Source organism: Ideonella paludis (genome assembly GCF_018069865.1).
Classification (GTDB): domain Bacteria; phylum Pseudomonadota; class Gammaproteobacteria; order Burkholderiales; family Burkholderiaceae_C; genus Ideonella; species Ideonella paludis.
On the sequence record NZ_JAGQDG010000001.1, the window covers coordinates 719,715 to 738,663 of the forward strand.

Genomic DNA, 18,949 nt, shown 5'->3' on the forward strand with positions numbered 1-18,949 from the left:
ATTGTCAGTACCCTGACGCTTTGTAATGGCAAGCCTGAGGGCTCGCTTGTGTTCCTCTCGCTAAGATCTCTTCTTTCCTGACCCTTAAAGGCATTTATGCTGGCGTTGATCTTGGGCCTTGTGCTGTTTCTTGGCATTCATTCGGTGCGTGTCTTTGCCGAAGACTGGCGCACTGCCAGACGTGCCGCGATGGGTGAGAACGCCTGGAAGGGCATGTACTCGGTGGTCTCGGCGGTGGGGCTGGGCTTGATCATCTGGGGCTATGGTCTGGCCCGACAGGCCCCCGTGGTGCTGTGGGATACACCCACTTGGACGCGCCACTTCGCAGCCTTGTTGACCCTGTTGTCTTTTGTGTTGCTGGTGGCGGCCTATGTGCCGCGTAATGCACTTAAAGCCAGGCTGCAACACCCCATGATTTTGGGCGTGAAGGTGTGGGCTTTGTCGCACCTGTTGGCCAACAACACCTTGGCCGATCTGCTGCTGTTCGGAGGATTCTTGGTGTGGGCCATCCTCTGCTTCCGTTCGGCACGGCGGCGTGAGCCGCTGGCCACGGCGCAGGCACCATCCGCCGCAGCAACGTCGTTGACGGTGGCCATTGGCGTGGGCGCGTGGGCTGTGTTTGCCATGTGGGGCCATGCGGCCTTGATCGGCATCCGGCCCTTTGTCGCGGTAACGCCTACTTCTTGATCTCGAAGCGATCCACGACCCGCCAGCCCGTGGGCAGGGGGTCGCTGAAGCTGGGGCGCGCGGGTACTTTGTCCAGCCCAATGAGAAACACTTCCAGCCCGGCTTCGGTGAGCTTAAAGCGCAGAAAGCCTTTGTAGTCCTCAATGGCCAGCGAGCCAAAGGCGTTGTTGGGCAACTGAGCAAAGGCGCCGCACATCAGCGCCAGATAAGCCCCAAACAACAGGCCGCCACCCAGCACGCCCATCAGCCCGACGCTGACCCACGTGGCCAGGGCGGCGGCGGTGGCCAGCCAGGGCCCAGGCAGCCATTGGCCCATGGTGTCTTTGACACCCAGGGCTTCCAGCCCGGCTTGCTGCAAGCCCACGCAGCTCAGCCAATAGAGCGCAAAGATCAAGAAGCCATGCGCCATGCCATGCAGCAAACCGCTGATAAGGCGCCAAGCTTGGGGGCCGGGCCCTTCCCAGGCGATGCGCACGCAGCCTGCCAGCAAGCCCATATTGATGAAGGCTGCAAAGGGGCTGAAGACCATGGCTTTAAGCCACAGCACGGCAGCGTCTCCAAAAGGCAGGGTGGCCATTGGCGCAAAGCCGTCTTGGGCGAAGCTCGCCTGGAACACGCCTGAGTTGACATAGGCGTTGAGCCCATAGATCACACCCAGGCACAGCGCAAAGCCGACATTGGAGTTCCAAATCTCGTCCAGGGTCTTGCTCATTCCTAACTTTAAAGGTGAGCGGCTGAAGCCGATGCGAAACATTGCCCAGAGGTTGGCCCAGGCCAGCCGGCGGCTGCTTGCGGGGTGGGGCCACACGGCTTGGGGTTCGAACTTTGGCAGGGTGGGGTCGATGATGTCCACCCGCCCGGCTCGGACGCGCTGCTGCAAGTCAGGGCTGACAGCATGGGGTTCGGGCTCGCGGTTCAGCACCTTGGGAGCCTGCACATCTTGGCAATGGGTGGGATGGGCAAAGGCGCCACCCACGCCGCAGGTCACCAAGTGGCTGTCATGCTGGGTCAGCGGGTCGCAGGCCAAGGTCTCGCGGGCATAGTGATGCAGGTCGCCCGCCAAGCGCAGGCGAATGCGTGCGCCTGCGGCCTCGATGGCGGCTTCCAAGCGCTGGTAGCGCTTGGGGTAGCCTGCAGAGGCACCATCGCCCAAGGGGCGGGTCCAAAAGGGCTCCGGGTAGAGCAGCATCACGTCGTCGCCGGCACAAATGCCGCCGCCATCGCGGCCGGCTTGAAGCAGAGCCGTGAAGGCTTCGAGCTGCTGACGGTCGATGTCACCCACCAAGGCGAAGTCCAGACCCAGCAGCCAAAAGCCTTGGGGCAGGCGGGCCGCAAACCAGGTTTGACGCTGCGGTGTGCGTGCGCCATTCACAGCGCCTTTGTCGTAGTTCACAAAGTAACGACAAAATGTGGAGGCGGAGTCAAACCAGTCGTGGTTCTGCGGAATTCCTGCGATGAATTTGTGGGGACCTTGGGCTGTTGCGGCGGCCTCCGGGTCATGGCGGACAAAGCGGCTCTGTGGGTCTCGGGCCAGTGCAAAGGGCTCGATGAAGCGGTATTGGTACTCCTCAGGGCTGGCGGTGGGGTAAGCCAGGTCACCCCCCAAGACCAGCAACTCTCCCTCCGGCAAAGTGAGCCGATCTTCATGGCCCGCACCGGTGCTGACTTCCAGCTCTCGCTTGAGCAGCGCCTGAGCCACGGTGAAGCTGGCGTTACCCCCGTCGCCGGTGTCGGACAGGAAGTCGAACCAAAAGGGCTCTTCACGGCTGGCGCTGCGCTGGGAAAAGTCCAAGGGCTGCAGCACCGGCGAAAAGGTTTCGCGTCGATCCAGATTGCGCTGAAAGCTGGCGGATTGCAGCAATTCGCGCCCCGCCTGCCACAGCACCGGCGGCGAATACCAGGCGACAGGGCGTCGGTGGCGGGGTGTCTCTTGGGTGCCGAAGGTGGTGCTCATGGCGGCATGCTACCGCCGAGACTGGCTTCAAATGCGAATCGAAGAGACGGCCTGAGCCAATTGGTTGGCTTGAGACTTCAGGCTTTCTGCAGCGGCTGCGCTTTGCTCAACCAAGGCGGCATTTTGTTGGGTGACGGCATCCAGTTGATGCACGGCGTCATTGACCAAAACCAGGCCGTCGCGTTGTTCGCCCGTGGCCGCGGTGATCTCGCTGATGATGTGTGAAACGCGCTGGACGGAGCCCACGATGTCGGTCATGGTGGTGCCGGCATCTTGAACCAAGCGCGTCCCACTCTCGACCTTGTCCACACTGGCGCTGATGAGGGATTTGATTTCGCGTGCAGCCTCTGCCGAGCGCTGAGCCAAGGAGCGCACCTCACCAGCCACCACCGCAAAGCCGCGACCTTGCTCCCCTGCGCGGGCGGCTTCTACCGCGGCATTCAAGGCCAGGATGTTGGTTTGGAATGCAATGCCATCGATCACGCCGATGATGTCGCCAATCTTGCGAGAGCTCTGTTGAATGTCTTGCATGGTGCTCACCACGGCGGCCACCACTTCGCCGCCGCGTTCGGCCACCTGTGCGGCACTGGCGGCCAGGTCATTGGCCGTGCGCGCGGACTCGGCGGTTTGCTTGACGGTGCTGGTCAATTCCACCACTGACGAAGAGGTCTGCTGCAGATGGCCGGCAGCTTGTTCTGTGCGATGACTCAAGTCTGCGTTACCACCCGCAATCTCGGCGGAAGCCGATTGAATGCTGCCAATGGTCTGGTGCACTGCGGCCATAGAGCCATGCAGTTGCAGCAGCGCTTGCTTGAGCGCGGTGGCCGCACGCGTGCTGGTGTCGATGTCACGAACATCCAGGCTGATGTGGGCATCGGTTTGAACCTTGCTCACCAGCAAACTCAACTCGTCGCCTTGGTTGGCATCTCGGCGAAGCAGCACGGCCATGTAAATCTCGAAGGCGGTTTGGGCAACGACGTAGCCGGCATGGGCCAAGACCCGGGCGAAGTCGGGCTCGGTAAGGCAGTACGTTCCGTAGCCCGCTGCTTGCAGGCGGTCAAAGGCAATGTGGTGCACTGCCACCAGCCCGGCACCCAGGAGCAAAGGCCGCCAATCGCGGTAGGACAGCAGAAACGCCAGCACCACGAACACGCCAAAGTGGAACTCCACAATGCCTCGGGCCAATTGAATGTGCAAAGCCACACTGCCCATCAGGGTCGCGGCCAGTGTCAGGCGGGAGGCCAAGCTACCGGGAAAGAGCCGGGCGATGCCTAAACCGACCACCAGCAGCGGCAATCCCACCATCAAGGCGAGATTCACTTGGTTGAAGTGCCAGCCGGTTGCCACGGCGATCACCGTAGAGACCAAGAGGGCGAGACTCATCAGTCGGTCTGCCCGAGCTGAAATTCGGGTCGGGGTGTTGGTCGCGTCCATCGCCTTTAGTCCTTTCGGGGCCGAATGTCCGCTGCCTGCGAGGCAGCGGCGAAGTTCACGCAGTCTGCGCGAACGTGGTGCCGGAAAAGAGGAGAAAAGAGGCCGGACGCCGGGGTAATCGTCTAAACCCTTAGGGGTTCACTGCAGACGCTTGACCTTGGCCGTGGTATTCAGGCCTTCAATTTGCAAGTAAAACGCCCCCAAAACCCCGCGACGAATGGTGACTTTGGGGTTCTTAGCCGGCCAATACACGCGGCTGCCGTCGGTGACCTGCCAAACCTGGCCGTTGGCTAAGGTGAACTTGGTTTTAGCGTCCCAACCCTCAAAGTCGCCAGGCAGCATGCTGGTGATGGTGTCGACGGCGCCTTCTTGTGCGACCTTTTGTTCCATGCCAAAGCGCTCAGCAGGCGTTTGAACAGGGAGAGGGACAGCCGGCATCGCAGCGGCCACCGGGGCGGCGGGCTGTGCAACGGCCATGTCGGCCAGTTTGTCGTAACACGCCAAGCGTGCGGAGGCCTCGCTGACTTGGCGGCAGCGTTGCCAGTCTGCCGCCACTGGAGTGGCCCACGCAGCAGTGATGAAGCCGGCCGACAAGGACAGGGCTGTGGCAAAGGTGGCGAGAGCGTACATAGGCTTGAGGTCGGTCGCTGAGCGAGAAGATTGGGATGATGCCGCATCTGCGTCGGCTCGGGGAATTCCCAGGCTTCGAGATAGGGGCCGGTCAAAAACAGAGGGCCCACTTGGCCGCACAATCCTAGCTTGTTCTCAGACGTGGCCATTACCCATTGCGCCACCGTCACCGCCTGATCAAGGAGACCCTCATGCTGACCCGCACTGCTTCGTTCTCGCTTTCTGCTGTGGCCTTGGGGGTCGCGCTTTGGGCCGGGGTTTATGCCCCAGAGGCCCATGCTGCTGCCCCGGCGGGCTATAGCGCGCCTTCCAGCACCATCACGTGGCTGGCGGCTGCGGGAGATGCTGACATCGAGAAGGCTTTTGCGCAGGGCAAGGCTGAGAAGAAGCCAGTGTTGGTGTACTGGGGCGCCAAGTGGTGCCCGCCGTGCAACCAGCTCAAGGCCACCTTGTTCAACCGCCAGGACTTTGCCGAGCGGGCCAAGCACTTTGTGGCGGTGAATATCGATGGTGACTTGCCAGGGGCCCAGAAGCTGGGCTCACGTTTCAAGGTGCGGGGTTATCCCACCATGATTCTGTTCAGCCCTGACGGTGCGGAGATCACCCGCCTGCCCGGCGAGGTGGATGCCCCCATGGTGATGAATGTGCTGCAGATGGGCTTGGCCGGTGGGCGGCCCGTCAAGACGGTGTTGGCTGAGGCGCGGGCGGGCAAGCCCGTGACGGCTAATGAGTGGCGCATGTTGGCGTATTACTCTTGGGACACCGATGAAGCGCAACTGGTGCCCGCGCCGGAGCGGCCGGGCTTGTTGGCGCAGCTTGCGGCGGCCTGCCCGCCGGCCGAAGCCGACACGGCGATGCGCTTGCTGTTGAAGTCGCTGGCGGAGAGTGACGAGGGCAAGGGTGTCAAGCCCGACGCAGCGCTGCGCGACAAGGTCCGCAAGATGCTCGCCGACCCCGTGGCCACGCGCGCTCAGATGGATGTGGTGGTGAATGCTTCTGCCGATGTGGTGCGGGGTCTTGCCCCGCAAGCCGGTGCGGAACGCAAGCAACTGGTCGAGGCTTTCGATGCCGCCTTGCAGCGTCTGCAGGGTGACAAGAGCTTGTCACGCTCCGACCGCATGTCCGCCTTGATCGGTCGGGTGGAGCTGGCTCGCATCGACATGCCCAAAGACACGGTGCAGCCCAAGCTGGCCGACGCCTTGACCCAGCAGGTCAAAGCCGAGGTCAGCAAGGCCGATACGGAGATCACTGATGGCTATGAGCGCCAGGCAGTCATCACCTCGGCCGCGCACCTCTTGGGGCAAGCAGGCTTGTGGAAGGAGTCGGATGCCCTGCTCAAGGCCAATTTGAGCAAGAGTCATTCTCCTTACTACCTGATGAGCCAGTTGGGCAGCAATGCCAAAAAGCAGGGTCGCACGGCGGACGCGCTGGATTGGTACAGCCAAGCCTTTGCCAAGAGCGAAGGCCCGGCCACGCGTTTGCAATGGGGTTCCAGCTATCTGAGTGCCTTGGTCGACATGTCACCCCAAGATGCCAAGCGCATTGAGCAGACGGCCAGCCAGCTCATCACCGAGGCGGCCAACCAGCAGGGCGCGTTTTATGAGCGCAGTGCTCGTTCATTGCAGCGTGTGGGCCAGAAGCTGGCCGCTTGGAATGGCAAGGGCGAGCACAAAGACGTGATCCAGCGCCTGCGCCAGCAGATCACCCCTGTCTGCGCCAAGCTGCCCACGGAGGGTGGGCAAAAATCGGTGTGTGAAGGCGTGATCAAGGCGTGAGGCTCCACAGCAGCAACACAAGGGGTGAATGAACCATGAAAGCCATTTGGCAGGGCGTGACCATCGCCGAGAGTGAGGACACCGTGGTGGTGGAGGGCAACCACTATTTCCCGGAGTCCTCGCTGCGCAAGGAATACACCACTTTCAGCAACCACCGCACGGGCTGTGCCTGGAAGGGGCAAGCGCATTACATGAGCTTGTTTGTGAACGGCGAGATGGGCGCTGACTTGGTGTGGTTCTATCCGGAACCCACTGAAGCCGCGTCGGAGATCAAAGGCCGAGTGGCCTTTGGGCGCGGCGTGCAGGTTGTCGACTGACCGGCCTCAGGGCCGAACATCCAAGAACTGAGTCAGGTAGGGTGCGCCCGCTTCCGGGGCGTAGACCTGCACTTTTTTGATGGTCTCAGACCCCGAGCAGCCGCGCTGCTGGACCCGGCACAAAAAGCTGTAGTGCAGGCCCCCCAGGTCACGCGTCGCCACCGCAAAAGGCTCGGCGTGGAGGCCAGGCAGGCCGGTCATGGCGTAGTTCAGCGCAGATTTGGCAGCAGGAGGGACGGCGAACTCGAATGCGCTCCAGTCCGCGACCCTGTGTTTGACGGGGGACAGCATGGCCTCTAGCTCCTTGATGAGCGACCCACAGCGGGCCTCTTCTTTGACACGTTAAGAGACGCGTGCAAGAGACATCAGGCATTGAAAGAGGCATGTAACGATTTGCTTGAGGGGACTCAGGCTGCCGAGAACCAGAACAATGCATCCCCTGGTATCTGCCCAGAAGGGTCATTGGGCAAGGTGATGGTGGCACCCGCAGGCAGTGCGAGGTAGGTCCAGACCATTCCCTCTGGCGTTGGGTTCGGAAGTGCAGCGGGGTCGATCAGGCTACCGATGGCGACGTTGCTTGGGCCAATCTCTGCCGTGCTGGGGGTTGGTTGGGGCCAGGGGTTGATCGAGCCTACGTTCTGGCGTGCGGCCTTGGTGATAAAGACGCCATTGCTGGAGCGCACAAAGAGGTAGGCCCCGTTGGCCGCCGCCGGTGGCACGGACCAGCGTGCACCCTCCGTGACCACGCTCACCGTGGTGGGCATGCCCTTTGGCGAATTGGGCGGCGTGCGCGGCCGCAGCGGGCCACCGACTTTGCCTTTGGCGCTGGGCTTGGAGTCTTGGGGCATGTTCAGTTACTCACGGTTAAAAGAAGGGTAGGGTGGGCCGCGGCTTGGGGGCAATCGTTGGCACTTTGTCGAGATCTGCCTTCAGGGCCGAAACCCTTTGCATGACGGGGCTGTCAGCGCCCATCGCTTGCTCCAGCAGCGGCAGCGCCGCATTGACCAGTGCCATGGCGTCGTCCTTGCGCTGCAGGGCCGCGAGGGTGGGCACGCAGTTGAGGCTGTTGAGATGGGTCAGAACACGGTGGGGTGTAGGCGTGTTCAGCCACGAGGGCTGGCAGATCGGCCCCATCGCGCTCAGTGCCTCTTGATAGCGGCCCTGAGCCTGCAGGATCAGACCTTCGTACAGGCCGGTCTTGAGGGACTCGCGGCTGGCGGAAAGCCCAGGATGCTGTTGCAGCAGTTGGCGTGCGCGTTGGACCCAAGGTTTGGCCTCCTGCGGCCGAGCGGCCCAGAGATGGGCTTCTGCCAGGGCGTTGAACAAGGGCAGTTCAAGGCTGGCGTCTACAGAGCTTTCGGCCGCATCTTTGGCGGCTTGGGCCAGAGCGAGCAGGTCTTCATGGTGGGCGGGCGCACCTTGCATGCCGGCCAGCTTGGCCAATGAGGCCAAGATGTCGCGGAAAAAGGCGGGCGTGACCTTGCTGCGGTCCAGGTTGAGTAGCAGCGGTCTGGCTTGGGCAGCCAGGTCGATATGGCCCATTTTTTGGTAGGCAGCCAGCAGCTCTGCGCGCAGCATGCTGCACGTTGCACTGGAGGCGCCCATGGCCTCGCCGCAGGCACTGACGGTGGGCGCCAGCCAAGCGACCGTGTGCGCATAGCGGCCTTCATTCATCTCGATGTTGACGCGGTAGATGGCCACCGGGTTGAAGCGTGCCCAAGGAAAGTCCTGCGTATGGACCTGCGCCAATTGCTCGGCGGCGGCAAGGTGGCGACGGGCCGATTCAGGCTGTTGACGCAGTGTCTCAATCTGGGCGATGTCCAGATGGGTTTGCATCAGGGCTTCAGCGTCGACGTCCTCCGGGTCTTTGGCGGCCAGTTCGAGGTAGACGTTCAGAGCCTGCTGGGCCAAGGTCAATTGCTGGGTGTGCTGGGCCAGATAGCCAGCGGCGGCACTCATCTGTCTGAACAGACGGCGGCTGGGTTCAGCACGCGGACTTTCATCTAGCGCTTGCCTAAGGAAGTGCCGGGCTTCCTGGTACTTGCCCAGATCCACATGGCCGATGCACAGGTCGAGCAGGGCCATGACACGCTCTGTCGCTTGCTCATGAGGTGAGAGGTAGTTCAGGCGTTGGAGATGGCTGTCTGCGGCCCCTTCATAGTCTCCAAGGCGGCGCTGGCCCATCGCGATCCCACTCAACAGCTCAATGGCCAAGTGTCGATCTTGCTCTGTCTTGAGTGCGCGGAGTTTGGCGCCACTGGCGCGCAAGATGTCGCTGGCCGACAAGGTTTGGTCGGTCGAGGCATCGTGGTCGGCGCTGGAGAACAGGTCCGTCATGAAGCGGTAGGCGGACTGCGCGCGGGTTGCTTCTTCCCGGGCCTGCAGGCCCAGCGCGGTGGCCACCAAAGACACGCTCGTCAAGGCCAGCACGCTCAAGCTGCCCAGTGCTGTGGCCCAGGGGTGGCGTCGCACCAGCTTGCTGAACAAGTATCCGGCGCTGGGGGGGCGGATACTCAGCGGCTCGCCCGCCAGCCAGCGTGTGATGTCTGCGTTAAAGGCTTCTGCGGAGGCATAACGATGCTCGGCCTGTGGCGCCAAGGCTTTGAGACACAAAGTGTCGAGGTCGCCACGCAGGGCGCGCCGCAGAGCGGCGGGGTCCGCACTGCGTTGGCGAACTGCAGCGGCAGGGGGGACGCATTTGCTTGGAGGGCGCACGTCGTCCCAAGGCAGGTTGATGGCGGCGCCAGCTCTGCCCAGCAGGTGATGGTGAAACGGATGCTGGCCCACCAGCAATTCGTAGAACACGATGCCCAGGGCGTAGATGTCGCTGGTGGTGCCCAGGGCTTCTCCACGCCACTGCTCTGGGCTGGCATAGCCTGGCGTGAGGTGCCGCCCCATGGCTTGGGTCAGCTCCGTCTGGGGGGTGTCGAGCTGCAAGGGCTTGGCAATGCCAAAGTCCAGCAGCTTCACGTCGCCCGCCTCGTTGACCAAGATATTGCTGGGCTTGAGATCGCGGTGCAAGACCAGTTTGCCGTGGGCGTATTGCACGGCCCGCAGCACTTGTTGGAACAGGGCCAAGCGTTGGCGCAGCGTGAGCTGTTGGGCGTCTGCATGCTCGAGCAAGGTTTGGCCTTGCACGTACTCCATCACCAAGTAGGGCAATCCGCTGTCGCTCAGGCCGACGTCATAGAGCCGGGCAATGTTGCGGTGCTCCAGGCTGGCCAGGATGTTGCGCTCGCGCAGCAAGCGCGCGGCCAGCACGTCTTGGCCCGGGCCGGCATGCGGCAGCTTGAGCGCGACTTGGCGCTGGACTTGCTCGTCGGCGCGCTCGGCCAGCCAGACGGTGCTCATGCCGCCCTCACCCAGGGGCTCAAGCAAGCGCCAGGGCCCGATCATTTGCCCGGCCTGCGGTCGCCCGGTGGTGCTGGCAGCATCGGCCAAGGCCGTGGGCAGCCGGCCAAGAAAGTCTTGTGTTTCAACGGCCGCCCGCTCACTCATCAAATGCTGCAGCACTTGGTGCGCCGAGGCGTCCAGACGCAGCTTGTCCAGCCAAGGCTGCAGGTCTTCGGGGGGGAGTTCTTGGGCTTGCTCAGCCAATTCCAGCAACTCACGCCACTGGCTGGGTTTGAGCCCTGAGGTATCAAGGGGCTTCATGGTCTTGTGGCAGGACACGCAAAGTGCCGGACAGAAGGGACATTCAGTCTTTGCGCAAGGCCATGCTTAAAAAGGTTCGTGCCTTGTTCCAGTCGCGCACCACCGTCTTGGTGGTCACGCCCAGCGCGTCGGCAATCTCTTGGTTGGACAGCCCCACGAAGTAGCGCATTTCCACCACCTGGACCAAGCGCGGGTCTATCTCCCCCAAGGCTTCCAGCGCTTCGTGCACCCCCAGGATTTCGTCCTCGCCTTGCGGCAGGGCGTTCATGGCTTCGGTGTTGAGGGTCACACGGGCAGCCAAGCCGCCGCCGCGCCGCTGCGCCGAGTGTTGCCTGACCGTATCCACGACCACCGAGCGCATGACCTGTGCGGCATAGGCCAGGAAGTGGCCGCGGTCTTGGGCCTCCAGGCGCTCCTTGCTGTGCAGACGCAAGAAGGCTTCGTGCACCAGCATGCCGGTGTCCATCAGCAGGCGATCGTCTTGCCAGCGCAAGCGGGCATGTGCAATGCGCTGCAATTCTGGATAAAGCAGGTCGAACAAATGCCCCATCGCCAAGGGTTCACCTTGGCGAGCGGCGTTCAGCAGCACGGTCACGTCTCCCATGCTGTCAACTCCTCTGGTTGAGATCATTGTTGTGGTTTAGGTGCATCAGAGTGAGCCTTAATTCACTACCATCCTGTGTGACAACCGTTCATACCGCTGGGGCTGCATTTGGTCGCAGCGTCCTGTTGCGCTGGGTAGGGCTCTGCCACCATCAGCGCTTCGAATCATTGGAGGTGTGCATGAGACTTCGTCGCTCAGCGCCGATAGGCGCTTCAGGGGTGGCCGCTGCGGCGGTAGCGTTGGCGGCCATCGTGCCCGGTTTGGCGCAAGCGGTGTCCCCGCCTAAGCCAGGTGTGCCGGCGGTGGTGCCACTGCGAGACTTTTTCGCCAACCCAGCCCAGGCCTTTTTTCGCATCAGTGATGATGGTCGCTGGCTGTCATGGATGCAGCCGGCCGTGGGAGAAGGGGGCAGCACGCCCCGCATGAACATTTTTGTGCAAGCGCTGGAGGGCAGCAAGCCCACCGCCTCCCCCAAACAGATGACTCGCGAAAGCGCGCGCGACATTAACAACTACTTTTGGAAGGGCGGCAGCACCCTGCTCTACCAAAAGGACTTTGGCGGCGATGAGAACTTCCACGTCGTGGCGGTGGATGTGGCCACGGGCAAGGTGGTCGACCTGACACCTCATGAGGGTGCCCGCGCCGAGATCGTCGACAACCTGGAAGACGACCCGGACCATGTGCTGGTACAGCACAACAAGCGTGACAAGCAAGCCATGGATCTCTACCGCGTGCATGTCCGCACCGGCGCCGAGACCTTGGTGGCCAGCAATCCGGGCAATGTCTTGGGCTGGGTGACGGACCACCAAGGCAAGGTCCGCATGGCGGTAGCGTCTGATGGCGTGAACAACAAGATCCTCTACCGCGCGACTGAGGCCGAGCCCTTCAAGACGGTCATCGAAACCGATTTCCGCACCGAGGTGCAGCCGCTGTTTTTCGACTTTGATAACAAGCAGGTGTTCCTGCTCTCCAACCGGGGCCGTGACCTCAAGGCCCTGGTGAAATGGGACCCGGCCCAACCCGAGGCCGAGCAGGTGGTGTGGCAACACCCCAAGGTGGATCTGGCGGGGGCGACCTATTCCAAGCTGCGCAAGGTGCTGGCCACGGTGGAGTACGCCGATGATCTGCCGGGGCGGCATGTGTTTGATGCCAAGACAGCGTCTCTGATGGACACGCTGAAGCAGCGTCTGCCGGGCTATCAGATCGAGGTGCAGGCGGCCACGCGCCAAGAAGACAAGTTCATCATCGCGGCCTATAACGACCGGACTTCGGGCACGCGCTATCTGTTTGATGCCAAGGTCGGCGGCTTGAACAAGCTGGCGGTGCTCAACCCCAAGCTGCCCGAGCCCGCGATGGCCCCCATGAAGCCGATCCGCTACAAGGCGCGTGATGGGCTGGAGATCCCGGGCTACCTGACCCTGCCGGTGGGCCGCCCCGCCAAGAACTTGGCCTGCATCGTCAACCCGCACGGCGGCCCCTGGGCGCGCGATATGTGGGGCTTCAACCCCGAGGTGCAGTTCTTGGCCAACCGCGGCTATTGCGTGTTGCAGATGAACTTCCGGGGCTCGACCGGCTATGGCCGAAAGTTCTGGGAAGCCAGCTTCGGCCAATGGGGCCTGAAGATGCAGGACGATGTCACCGACGGCGCGCAATGGCTGATCAAACAAGGCATTGCCGACCCCAAACGCTTAGGCATTTATGGCGGCAGCTACGGCGGCTATGCCACTTTGGCAGGCATCACCTTCACGCCGGATCTGTATGCGGCGGCCGTGGACTATGTGGGCGTGGCCAATCTCTTCACCTTCATGAAGACGATTCCGCCCTACTGGGAGCCCTTCCGCCAGCAGATGTACGCCATGGTGGGCAACCCGGACGACCCCAAGGACAACGCGCGCCTCGCGGCCACCTCGCCGGTGCTGCATGCCGACAAGATCAAGACGCCGCTGCTGGTGGCGCAAGGGGCCAAGGACCCGCGCGTCAACAAGGCCGAGAGCGACCAAATGGTCGAGGCCTTGAAGAAGCGCGGGGTGACGGTGCAGTACATCGTCAAGGACAACGAAGGCCACGGCTTCCGCAACGAGGAAAACCGCTTCGAGTTCTACGAGGCCATGGAGGCTTTCTTTGGCAAGCACCTGAAGCCCTGAAGAAGCTTCGGCAGCCCGATGCTGAATGACAAAGAGGCCCCACGGGGCCTCTTTTCGTTGGAGCAGGGGCTTCCAGCCGGCGCTTACTTGATCAGGCCTTCTGCCTTCATGGCGGCTTGCACGGCCGGGCGGGCGGCAATGCGCTCGCGCAATGCGTTCAAGCGGGCATAGGGGCTCAGGTCCACGCCCACCAAGCGGGCCCAGTTGCTGACGGTGAAGAGGTAGCCGTCGGCGACGGTGAAGGTCTCGCCCAGCAACCAGGTCTTGCCTTTCAACTGGCCGTCCAGCCACGCAAAGTTGCCAGCCAGCTTGTCGCGGGCAATGGCCTTGGCTTCTTCCGGCATGGCCGGGTTGAACAGCGGCGAAAAGCCCTTGTGCAACTCGCTGGTGATGAAGTTGAGCATCTCCATCAGGCGGTAGCGGGCCAGGGTGCCGGCGGCCGGGGCCAGGCCCGTTTGCGGCGCTTGGTCGGCGATGTATTGCACGATGGCGGGGCCTTCGGTCAGGCGCTCGCCATTGTCCAGCTCCAGCAGCGGCACTTGGCCACGGGCGTTGATGGTCAGGTAGTCGGTGCCGTCGGCGAGCTTCTTGGTCTTGGTGGAGGCCAAGATCAGCTCAAAGGGCAAACCGGCCTCGAGCAGGGCAATGTGAGGAGAGAGCGAGCAAGCGCCCGTGCTGTAGTAGAGCTTCATAAGAGGATTCGTGAAGTGAGTGGGAACAGCACATGATGCTGCCACTGTCGGTCCCGAGCACGGCGCAGGGTTTTCGTTGACGGCGTGCAAACGCGCTGAACGCAGCGCCGGTCTGGGCCAGCTCAGCCTGCGCAGGCCGCCGTTCATCCCACGGCGTGGGCTATTCACGCGCAAGAGGCCGCAGATGAGCCAGCGGGCAGTCAGAATCGCGGCCATGACTAAGCCCTCCTCACTTCCTCATCTTCTGCGTGGACTGGCGCTGGTGGCGACATTGGGCGCTGCCGCGGCTCAAGCCGCCCAGCCGCCCAGCCTGAGCCTCAAGCCGTGCCGTTTGCGAGGCGTGGAGCACGAGGCCCGCTGTGGCGTGCTCAAGCGCCCACTGGACCCGGCCCAGCCCCAAGGTACGCAGATCGACATCCACGTCGCGGTGTTGCCCGCCGTGGCGCGGGTCAAGAAGCCGGACCCGGTGCTGTTTTTTGCGGGCGGCCCGGGGCAGAGCGCGATTGACCTGGCCCAGCCCATCAGCCACATGCTGTCTCGCTTTGGCAACCGGCGCGATGTGGTTTTGATCGACCAGCGTGGCACGGGCCGCAGTGCCCCGCTGAAGTGCGCCGAGGAGTCGCCCGGCGAGCCTTTGGCCAAGAGCCTGCACATGGACCGCCAAAAGGAGCTGTGGCAGGCCTGTGTGAAGACCTTGAACGCCTTGCCGCATGGCGATTTGCGCCACTACACCACGAGCATTGCGATGGCAGATGCTGACGCCGTGCGGGCTGCTTTGGGCTATGAGCAGGTCAACGTGGTGGGCGGCTCTTACGGCACGCGGGCCGTGTTGGAGTATTTGCGTCAGTTCCCGCAGCAGGTGCGCCGCGCCGTGCTGGATGGCGTCGCGCCACCTGACATGGTCTTGCCGGTCACCTTTGCGGCCGATGCTCAAGCCGCGATGGACAAGATGCTGGACGATTGCGAGGCCGACACGCGTTGTGCGTCGCTCTACCCCCGCTTGCGGGCCGATTGGAAGGGCTTGCTCGCTGAGCTGCCGAAAGAGGCGCGGGTGATCCATCCCATCACCGGGCGCGAAGAGCTGATGACGCTGACGCGCGACCAGATCGCGCAATGGGCCCGGGTGCCGCACTACACGCCGGTCTTGGCCTCGGGCTTGCCCTATGCCATCACCGAAGCCAAGGCGGGTCGCTTCACGCCTTTGGTCGGTTTGGTGTCGGCCATGACAGGGCCGCGCGGCATGGGCTTGGCGATGGGCATGCATTTCGCCGTGGTCTGCGCCGAGGACATGCCACGCTTGGGCTCGGTGACGGAAGTTTCGACCGACTTTGGGGACGGCACGCTGCGCCAATACAAAGAGGCTTGTGCAGGCCTGACGGTAGGCACGCCGCCTGCCGCGTTCTATACCTTGCCGCCCGTGAAGGTGCCGACCTTGCTGCTGTCGGGCGGGGCGGACCCGGCCACTCCCCCACGCCATGGTGAGCGCGTCAGCAAAGCCCTAGGCCCCTTGGCCCGCCACGTGGTGATTCCGCAGGCCGGCCACGGCACTTTGAGCCTGGGTTGTGTGCGCGATGCAGTGTTCCGCTTTGTGGACACCGAGTCCGCCAGCACCGCGCTCGAAGAGGTGACCGCCAGCGCCAAAGGCGCCAACTGCGCCCAGAAGATGCCGCGCCCGCCCGCCTTTGCACCCATTCAGCCTCGTGTTCCCCCCGTGACCGCCGGCAGCACCCCAGGAGCCCAGCGATGATTGAAGTCAGCAGCTTGAGCAAGCGCTTTGTGCAAGGCAGCGGCAAAAAGGCCCAGACCGTGCAGGCCGTCAGCGGCGTGAGTTGGCGTGCGGCCAATGGCCAGATCACGGGCCTGCTCGGCCCCAACGGCGCGGGCAAGACCACCTCCCTGCGCATGGTGGCCGGGCTCATCGCTCCCGATGAAGGCGAGGTCCGTGTGGATGGCATTCATGTGGCCACCGAGACGCAGCGCGCCCTGGCCCGCTTGGGGGCGCTGTCCGACGCGCGTGGGCTCTATCCCCGCCTCACCGCCCGCGAGAACATCGTCTACTTTGGCCGCCTGCATGGTTTGAGTGCAGCCGCCGCTGCGGCTCGGGCCGAGCATCTCGCTCAGTTGTTGGAGATGAAGCCCCTGCTGGACCGGCGCACCGAGGGCTTCAGCCAGGGTGAGCGCATGAAGACGGCGCTGGCGCGTGCGCTGGTGCATGACCCCGCCAACATCATCTTGGATGAGCCGACCAACGGCTTGGATGTGCTGGCCACCCGCGCCTTGCGCGAGGCCTTGCGGCGCTTGCGCGATGAGGAAGGCAAGTGCATCGTGTTCTCTTCGCACATCATGCAAGAGGTGGAGCGTCTTTGCGACCAGGTGGTGGTGATCTCGCACGGGCGCACCGTGGCTGAAGGCACCGTGCCTGACCTGCTGCAGCGCGCAGGAGAGCACGATTTTGAAGAAGCATTCATCGGCCTGGCCTTCAGCGCAGAGGAGCGGCGGGCGGCCGGTTTGCAATTGGCGCGCGAGGCCGTGCCGGGCCACGCCGCGCAAGGGGGGGTTCTGTGATGTCGCGCTTTTGGATTGTCTTGGTCAAAGAGCTGGTGGACGCGCTGCGCGACCGCCGCACCTTGTTCACCGTGCTGCTCAGTTCAGTGGCCATGGGCCCACTGGTGCTGGTCTTGTTGTCCACCATGATTGGCAATATCGAGAAGCGGGCCGATGCCCGGGAAATGGTGGTGATGGGGCTGGAGCATGCCCCTACGCTGCGCAACTACCTCGAGCGCCAAACCTTCACGCTGACCGAAGCGCCGGCCGACTTTGAGAAGCAGCTCAAAGACAGCAAGCTGGGCGACCCGGTGCTGGTGGTGGGCGAGACGTTTGAGGCCGAGCTGGCGGCCGGTGAGGTGCCGGTGGTGGAGCTGGTCACCGCCAGCGCGAATCAGCGCGCCCAAGCCAGCGTCGGCCGCTTAACGCGCGTCTTGCAAGGCTTCAACCAAGAGCAGAGCATGCTGCGCATCTCGATGCGTGGCGTGGCTCCGGCCAGCTTGCAATCCATGGCTGTGCAAGAGCGGGATCTCTCCAACGCGTCGGCTCGGGCGGCTCAGCTCACGGGCATGCTGCCCTTCTTCACCCTGATGGCCGTGCTCTATGGTTGCCTGGCGGCGGCGCTAGACACCACGGCGGGCGAGCGCGAGCGTGGCTCCTTGGAACCCTTGCTGATGAACCCCACCGAGCGCTTTACCTTGGTGGCCGGCAAGTGGGGCGCGGTGGCGGCCATTGGTTGGCTCATTGGTGCGTTAGGCTGCCTGAGCTTTTTGCCAGGCCAGTGGTTGCTGCGCAGTGAGAGCCTGGCAGCCATGTTCCGCTATGGTTGGGTCGAGCTGAGTGGCTTCTTGGCGGTGCTGACGCCGCTGGTCGGGGCGCTGGCGGCCATGCTGATGGCCTTGGCCATTCGCTGCAAGAGCTACAAGGAGGCCCAGGCCAATGCGGCGGTGATGCTGACCTTGGTGTCCTTGCTGCCCATGCTCGCCATGTTCAACCAAGAAGGTGAGCAGGCTTGGCACTTGACCGTGCCGGTGCTGGCCCAGTTCACCTTGATGGGCCGGGTGTTGCGCGGCGAGACCATGGGCATGACCGACTTTCTCATCCCTGCGGCCATGAGTGTGGCGATTGCACTGCTGGCGCTGGCCTATGTGGCCAAGCAACTGACGCGGGCCGCGGTCAAGTGAGCGACCTGGGCCTGACTCACGCCGCATTGAGCAGGCGCCAGACCTCGTCCTGCCACGGCAGGGCGCAGACCAAGCGGTTGTAGTAGAGCGCGGACTCATTGACCGAGAGCACATCGCCGCTCTCGCTCACCAACCGCAGGTTGGTCACCACGCACATCGGGTTGGCCATGGCCAATACACCGGACCCTATCTGAACCCAGTCCCAGGCCAACCCCGCGCCTGGGGTGTTGCCCTGTTCGGCCCACAAGGTCTGCCCACTTGTGGGATGTTCACCATCTGCGGCAAAAGTAACGCACGACCCTAGGTGAACAAATCTTAAACGGCGTTTAGTATTCGCCTGACAAAATATGGTCGGCCAAGAATAGAGCGACCAGGGAGGTGGCATGGTCAATGCGGTACTAGCGGGCATGGAGGTGCTTGCGGATATCGGCATGGCCTGAAGTCTGGAGAAGACGTCGTGTGCTTGCTAGCTGTAAATCCTGTCAGGGATAAAGCCGGAGCTGAGCCTCTGTGTGGGGTGTTGGGCGTGGGGGCTTGGCCATGCTGAGCCCAAGTTTTCAGGCCATCATGGCCGTGAAGAGCCAGGTGGAGTTCAAAGACGAGATCATTCGGTTCGCTGGTGATCTGGGGTTTAAGTACGTGTCTGCCATGACCGTGATTGACCACTCTTTGACCCACTCTGAGTTTTTTAACGTCGATAACATGCCGCTGGCTTGGCAAGAAGCCAGCGCAGGCCTGAGCGAGTCCTTCCGACGTGACCCCGTGATGCAGCACTGCAAGCGCGGCACGGTGCCCATCATTTGGGATCAAACCACCTATGTCCAGCAGGGCCTTGGCTCTCACTGGGAGGAGCAGGCCGCCTATGGCTACCGCACCGGCATTGCCTTGGCCTTGCACATGCCTGAGGGCCGCCACTTTGTGATGGGGGTGGACCGTGACCGCCGCCTGCCCAAAAGCCCCATCAGCCTGACACGCATGGTGGCGTCTTTGCAGTTGTTTGCGGTGCACGCGCAGGAAGCGGCGTCTCGGCTCTTTGTGCCGGTAGAGACCCAGGCCCAAAGGCCTTCTTTGACCCGGCGCGAGCTGGAATGCCTGAGCTGGACCATGGAAGGCAAAACAGCCTGGGAGACCGGGGCCATCCTGTCCATCAGCGAGCGCACGGCCGTGCTTCATTTGCAAAACGCCATGCAAAAGCTGGGTGCCGTCAGTAAGCATCAAGCCGTACTCAAGGCCATGCGCCTGGGCTTGATCCGGTAAAACCAGACACCTGTCAGAGTTGACAGTGTGAGTGCTTCGCGATTGACGCTCCAATAGAGACACGCAGGATTTG

17 protein-coding genes are annotated in these 18,949 nt (G+C 62.9%); 8 read left to right on the forward strand and 9 right to left on the reverse strand.

The window, feature by feature from the left end:
• The first annotated feature begins 96 nt into the window (after positions 1-96).
• Positions 97-687 carry an NnrU family protein gene (locus tag KAK11_RS03290; protein ID WP_210806095.1) on the forward strand — a complete coding sequence of 197 codons (591 nt, stop codon included), beginning with the start codon at positions 97-99 and terminating at the stop codon, positions 685-687.
• Here the strand turns inward: KAK11_RS03290 and KAK11_RS03295 are convergent.
• The 3 genes from KAK11_RS03295 to KAK11_RS03305 form a co-directional block, all read right to left on the reverse strand.
• Complete coding sequence (locus KAK11_RS03295) at positions 677-2,641, reverse strand: hypothetical protein (RefSeq protein WP_210806097.1); 1,965 nt, start codon at positions 2,639-2,641, stop codon at positions 677-679. The genes KAK11_RS03290 and KAK11_RS03295 overlap by 11 nt on opposite strands.
• Positions 2,642-2,668: 27 nt before the next feature.
• Complete coding sequence (locus KAK11_RS22140) at positions 2,669-4,024, reverse strand: methyl-accepting chemotaxis protein (protein ID WP_310737733.1); 1,356 nt, start codon at positions 4,022-4,024, stop codon at positions 2,669-2,671.
• Positions 4,025-4,213: 189 nt separating this feature from the next.
• Positions 4,214-4,705 carry a hypothetical protein gene (locus KAK11_RS03305; protein WP_210806104.1) on the reverse strand — a complete coding sequence of 164 codons (492 nt, stop codon included), beginning with the start codon at positions 4,703-4,705 and terminating at the stop codon, positions 4,214-4,216.
• 191 nt (positions 4,706-4,896) lie between these two features.
• On the opposite strand from KAK11_RS03305, the gene KAK11_RS03310 reads away from it, so the two are divergent.
• Both KAK11_RS03310 and KAK11_RS03315 read left to right on the forward strand, forming a co-directional pair.
• Positions 4,897-6,480, forward strand: coding sequence for a thioredoxin family protein (locus tag KAK11_RS03310; RefSeq protein ID WP_210806106.1), 1,584 nt, complete (start codon positions 4,897-4,899; stop codon positions 6,478-6,480).
• A gap of 35 nt (positions 6,481-6,515) precedes the next feature.
• Positions 6,516-6,797: a DUF427 domain-containing protein gene (locus KAK11_RS03315; RefSeq protein ID WP_210806108.1), complete on the forward strand. Its 282-nt coding sequence runs from the start codon at positions 6,516-6,518 to the stop codon at positions 6,795-6,797.
• 6 nt (positions 6,798-6,803) lie between these two features.
• Here KAK11_RS03315 and KAK11_RS03320 read toward each other — a convergent pair whose 3' ends face one another.
• The 4 genes from KAK11_RS03320 to KAK11_RS03335 form a co-directional block, all read right to left on the reverse strand.
• Positions 6,804-7,088 carry a hypothetical protein gene (locus KAK11_RS03320; protein ID WP_210806109.1) on the reverse strand — a complete coding sequence of 95 codons (285 nt, stop codon included), beginning with the start codon at positions 7,086-7,088 and terminating at the stop codon, positions 6,804-6,806.
• Positions 7,089-7,204: 116 nt separating this feature from the next.
• Positions 7,205-7,645, reverse strand: a complete 441-nt coding sequence (locus KAK11_RS03325; protein ID WP_210806112.1) for a hypothetical protein — start codon at positions 7,643-7,645, stop codon at positions 7,205-7,207.
• A 16-nt stretch (positions 7,646-7,661) separates the two neighbouring features.
• A complete protein-coding gene (locus KAK11_RS03330) occupies positions 7,662-10,451 on the reverse strand; it encodes a serine/threonine protein kinase (RefSeq protein ID WP_210806114.1) in 2,790 nt (929 codons plus the stop codon).
• A gap of 43 nt (positions 10,452-10,494) precedes the next feature.
• On the reverse strand, positions 10,495-11,055 hold the full coding sequence (locus tag KAK11_RS03335; protein WP_210806117.1) for an ECF-type sigma factor: 561 nt from the start codon (positions 11,053-11,055) through the stop codon (positions 10,495-10,497).
• A 179-nt stretch (positions 11,056-11,234) separates the two neighbouring features.
• Here KAK11_RS03335 and KAK11_RS03340 point away from each other — a divergent pair, with 179 nt between their 5' ends.
• Entirely contained in the window at positions 11,235-13,199 is a 1,965-nt protein-coding gene (locus KAK11_RS03340) for an alpha/beta hydrolase family protein (RefSeq protein ID WP_210806119.1), read from the forward strand.
• Between the two features lie 83 nt (positions 13,200-13,282).
• Here the strand turns inward: KAK11_RS03340 and gstA are convergent, their stop codons facing one another.
• The gene (gstA, locus tag KAK11_RS03345) at positions 13,283-13,891 is read right to left on the reverse strand and encodes a glutathione transferase GstA (protein WP_210806121.1); all 609 of its coding nucleotides are present in this window, start codon (positions 13,889-13,891) and stop codon (positions 13,283-13,285) included.
• A 214-nt stretch (positions 13,892-14,105) separates the two neighbouring features.
• On the opposite strand from gstA, the gene KAK11_RS03350 reads away from it, so the two are divergent.
• Genes KAK11_RS03350 through KAK11_RS03360 form a run of 3 tightly spaced genes read left to right on the forward strand, consistent with a single transcriptional unit; the run spans position 14,106 to position 17,619 of the window.
• Entirely contained in the window at positions 14,106-15,638 is a 1,533-nt protein-coding gene (locus tag KAK11_RS03350; protein WP_210806124.1) for an alpha/beta fold hydrolase, read from the forward strand.
• Complete coding sequence (locus KAK11_RS03355; RefSeq protein ID WP_210806126.1) at positions 15,635-16,456, forward strand: ABC transporter ATP-binding protein; 822 nt, start codon at positions 15,635-15,637, stop codon at positions 16,454-16,456. The genes KAK11_RS03350 and KAK11_RS03355 overlap by 4 nt, the downstream gene beginning before the upstream one ends.
• Positions 16,456-17,619, forward strand: coding sequence for an ABC transporter permease (locus KAK11_RS03360; protein WP_210806128.1), 1,164 nt, complete (start codon positions 16,456-16,458; stop codon positions 17,617-17,619). Before KAK11_RS03355 ends, KAK11_RS03360 begins: the two co-directional genes overlap by 1 nt.
• Before the next feature lie 16 nt (positions 17,620-17,635).
• Here KAK11_RS03360 and KAK11_RS22355 read toward each other — a convergent pair whose 3' ends face one another.
• Entirely contained in the window at positions 17,636-18,052 is a 417-nt protein-coding gene (locus KAK11_RS22355) for a DUF4902 domain-containing protein (RefSeq protein WP_510606742.1), read from the reverse strand.
• A 107-nt stretch (positions 18,053-18,159) separates the two neighbouring features.
• Here KAK11_RS22355 and KAK11_RS03370 point away from each other — a divergent pair, with 107 nt between their 5' ends.
• On the forward strand, positions 18,160-18,876 hold the full coding sequence (locus tag KAK11_RS03370; protein ID WP_210806132.1) for a helix-turn-helix transcriptional regulator: 717 nt from the start codon (positions 18,160-18,162) through the stop codon (positions 18,874-18,876).
• The last annotated feature ends 73 nt before the right edge of the window (positions 18,877-18,949 follow it).

Bases quoted from the DNA above. Each gene is read 5' to 3' on its own strand.
- KAK11_RS03330 (WP_210806114.1), bottom strand. From the start codon at position 10,451: ATGAAGCCCCTTGATACCTCAGGGCTCAAACCCAGCCAGTGGCGTGAG.
- KAK11_RS03310 (WP_210806106.1), top strand. From the start codon at position 4,897: ATGCTGACCCGCACTGCTTCGTTCTCGCTTTCTGCTGTGGCCTTGGGG.
- KAK11_RS03305 (WP_210806104.1), bottom strand. From the start codon at position 4,705: ATGTACGCTCTCGCCACCTTTGCCACAGCCCTGTCCTTGTCGGCCGGC.
- KAK11_RS03290 (WP_210806095.1), top strand. From the start codon at position 97: ATGCTGGCGTTGATCTTGGGCCTTGTGCTGTTTCTTGGCATTCATTCG.
- KAK11_RS03360 (WP_210806128.1), top strand. From the start codon at position 16,456: ATGTCGCGCTTTTGGATTGTCTTGGTCAAAGAGCTGGTGGACGCGCTG.
- KAK11_RS22140 (WP_310737733.1), bottom strand. From the start codon at position 4,024: ATGAGTCTCGCCCTCTTGGTCTCTACGGTGATCGCCGTGGCAACCGGC.
- KAK11_RS03315 (WP_210806108.1), top strand. From the start codon at position 6,516: ATGAAAGCCATTTGGCAGGGCGTGACCATCGCCGAGAGTGAGGACACC.
- KAK11_RS03335 (WP_210806117.1), bottom strand. From the start codon at position 11,055: ATGGGAGACGTGACCGTGCTGCTGAACGCCGCTCGCCAAGGTGAACCC.
- KAK11_RS03355 (WP_210806126.1), top strand. From the start codon at position 15,635: ATGATTGAAGTCAGCAGCTTGAGCAAGCGCTTTGTGCAAGGCAGCGGC.
- KAK11_RS03320 (WP_210806109.1), bottom strand. From the start codon at position 7,088: ATGCTGTCCCCCGTCAAACACAGGGTCGCGGACTGGAGCGCATTCGAG.
- KAK11_RS22355 (WP_510606742.1), bottom strand. From the start codon at position 18,052: ATGCCGATATCCGCAAGCACCTCCATGCCCGCTAGTACCGCATTGACC.
- gstA (WP_210806121.1), bottom strand. From the start codon at position 13,891: ATGAAGCTCTACTACAGCACGGGCGCTTGCTCGCTCTCTCCTCACATT.
- KAK11_RS03295 (WP_210806097.1), bottom strand. From the start codon at position 2,641: ATGAGCACCACCTTCGGCACCCAAGAGACACCCCGCCACCGACGCCCT.
- KAK11_RS03340 (WP_210806119.1), top strand. From the start codon at position 11,235: ATGAGACTTCGTCGCTCAGCGCCGATAGGCGCTTCAGGGGTGGCCGCT.
- KAK11_RS03350 (WP_210806124.1), top strand. From the start codon at position 14,106: ATGACTAAGCCCTCCTCACTTCCTCATCTTCTGCGTGGACTGGCGCTG.
- KAK11_RS03370 (WP_210806132.1), top strand. From the start codon at position 18,160: ATGCTGAGCCCAAGTTTTCAGGCCATCATGGCCGTGAAGAGCCAGGTG.
- KAK11_RS03325 (WP_210806112.1), bottom strand. From the start codon at position 7,645: ATGCCCCAAGACTCCAAGCCCAGCGCCAAAGGCAAAGTCGGTGGCCCG.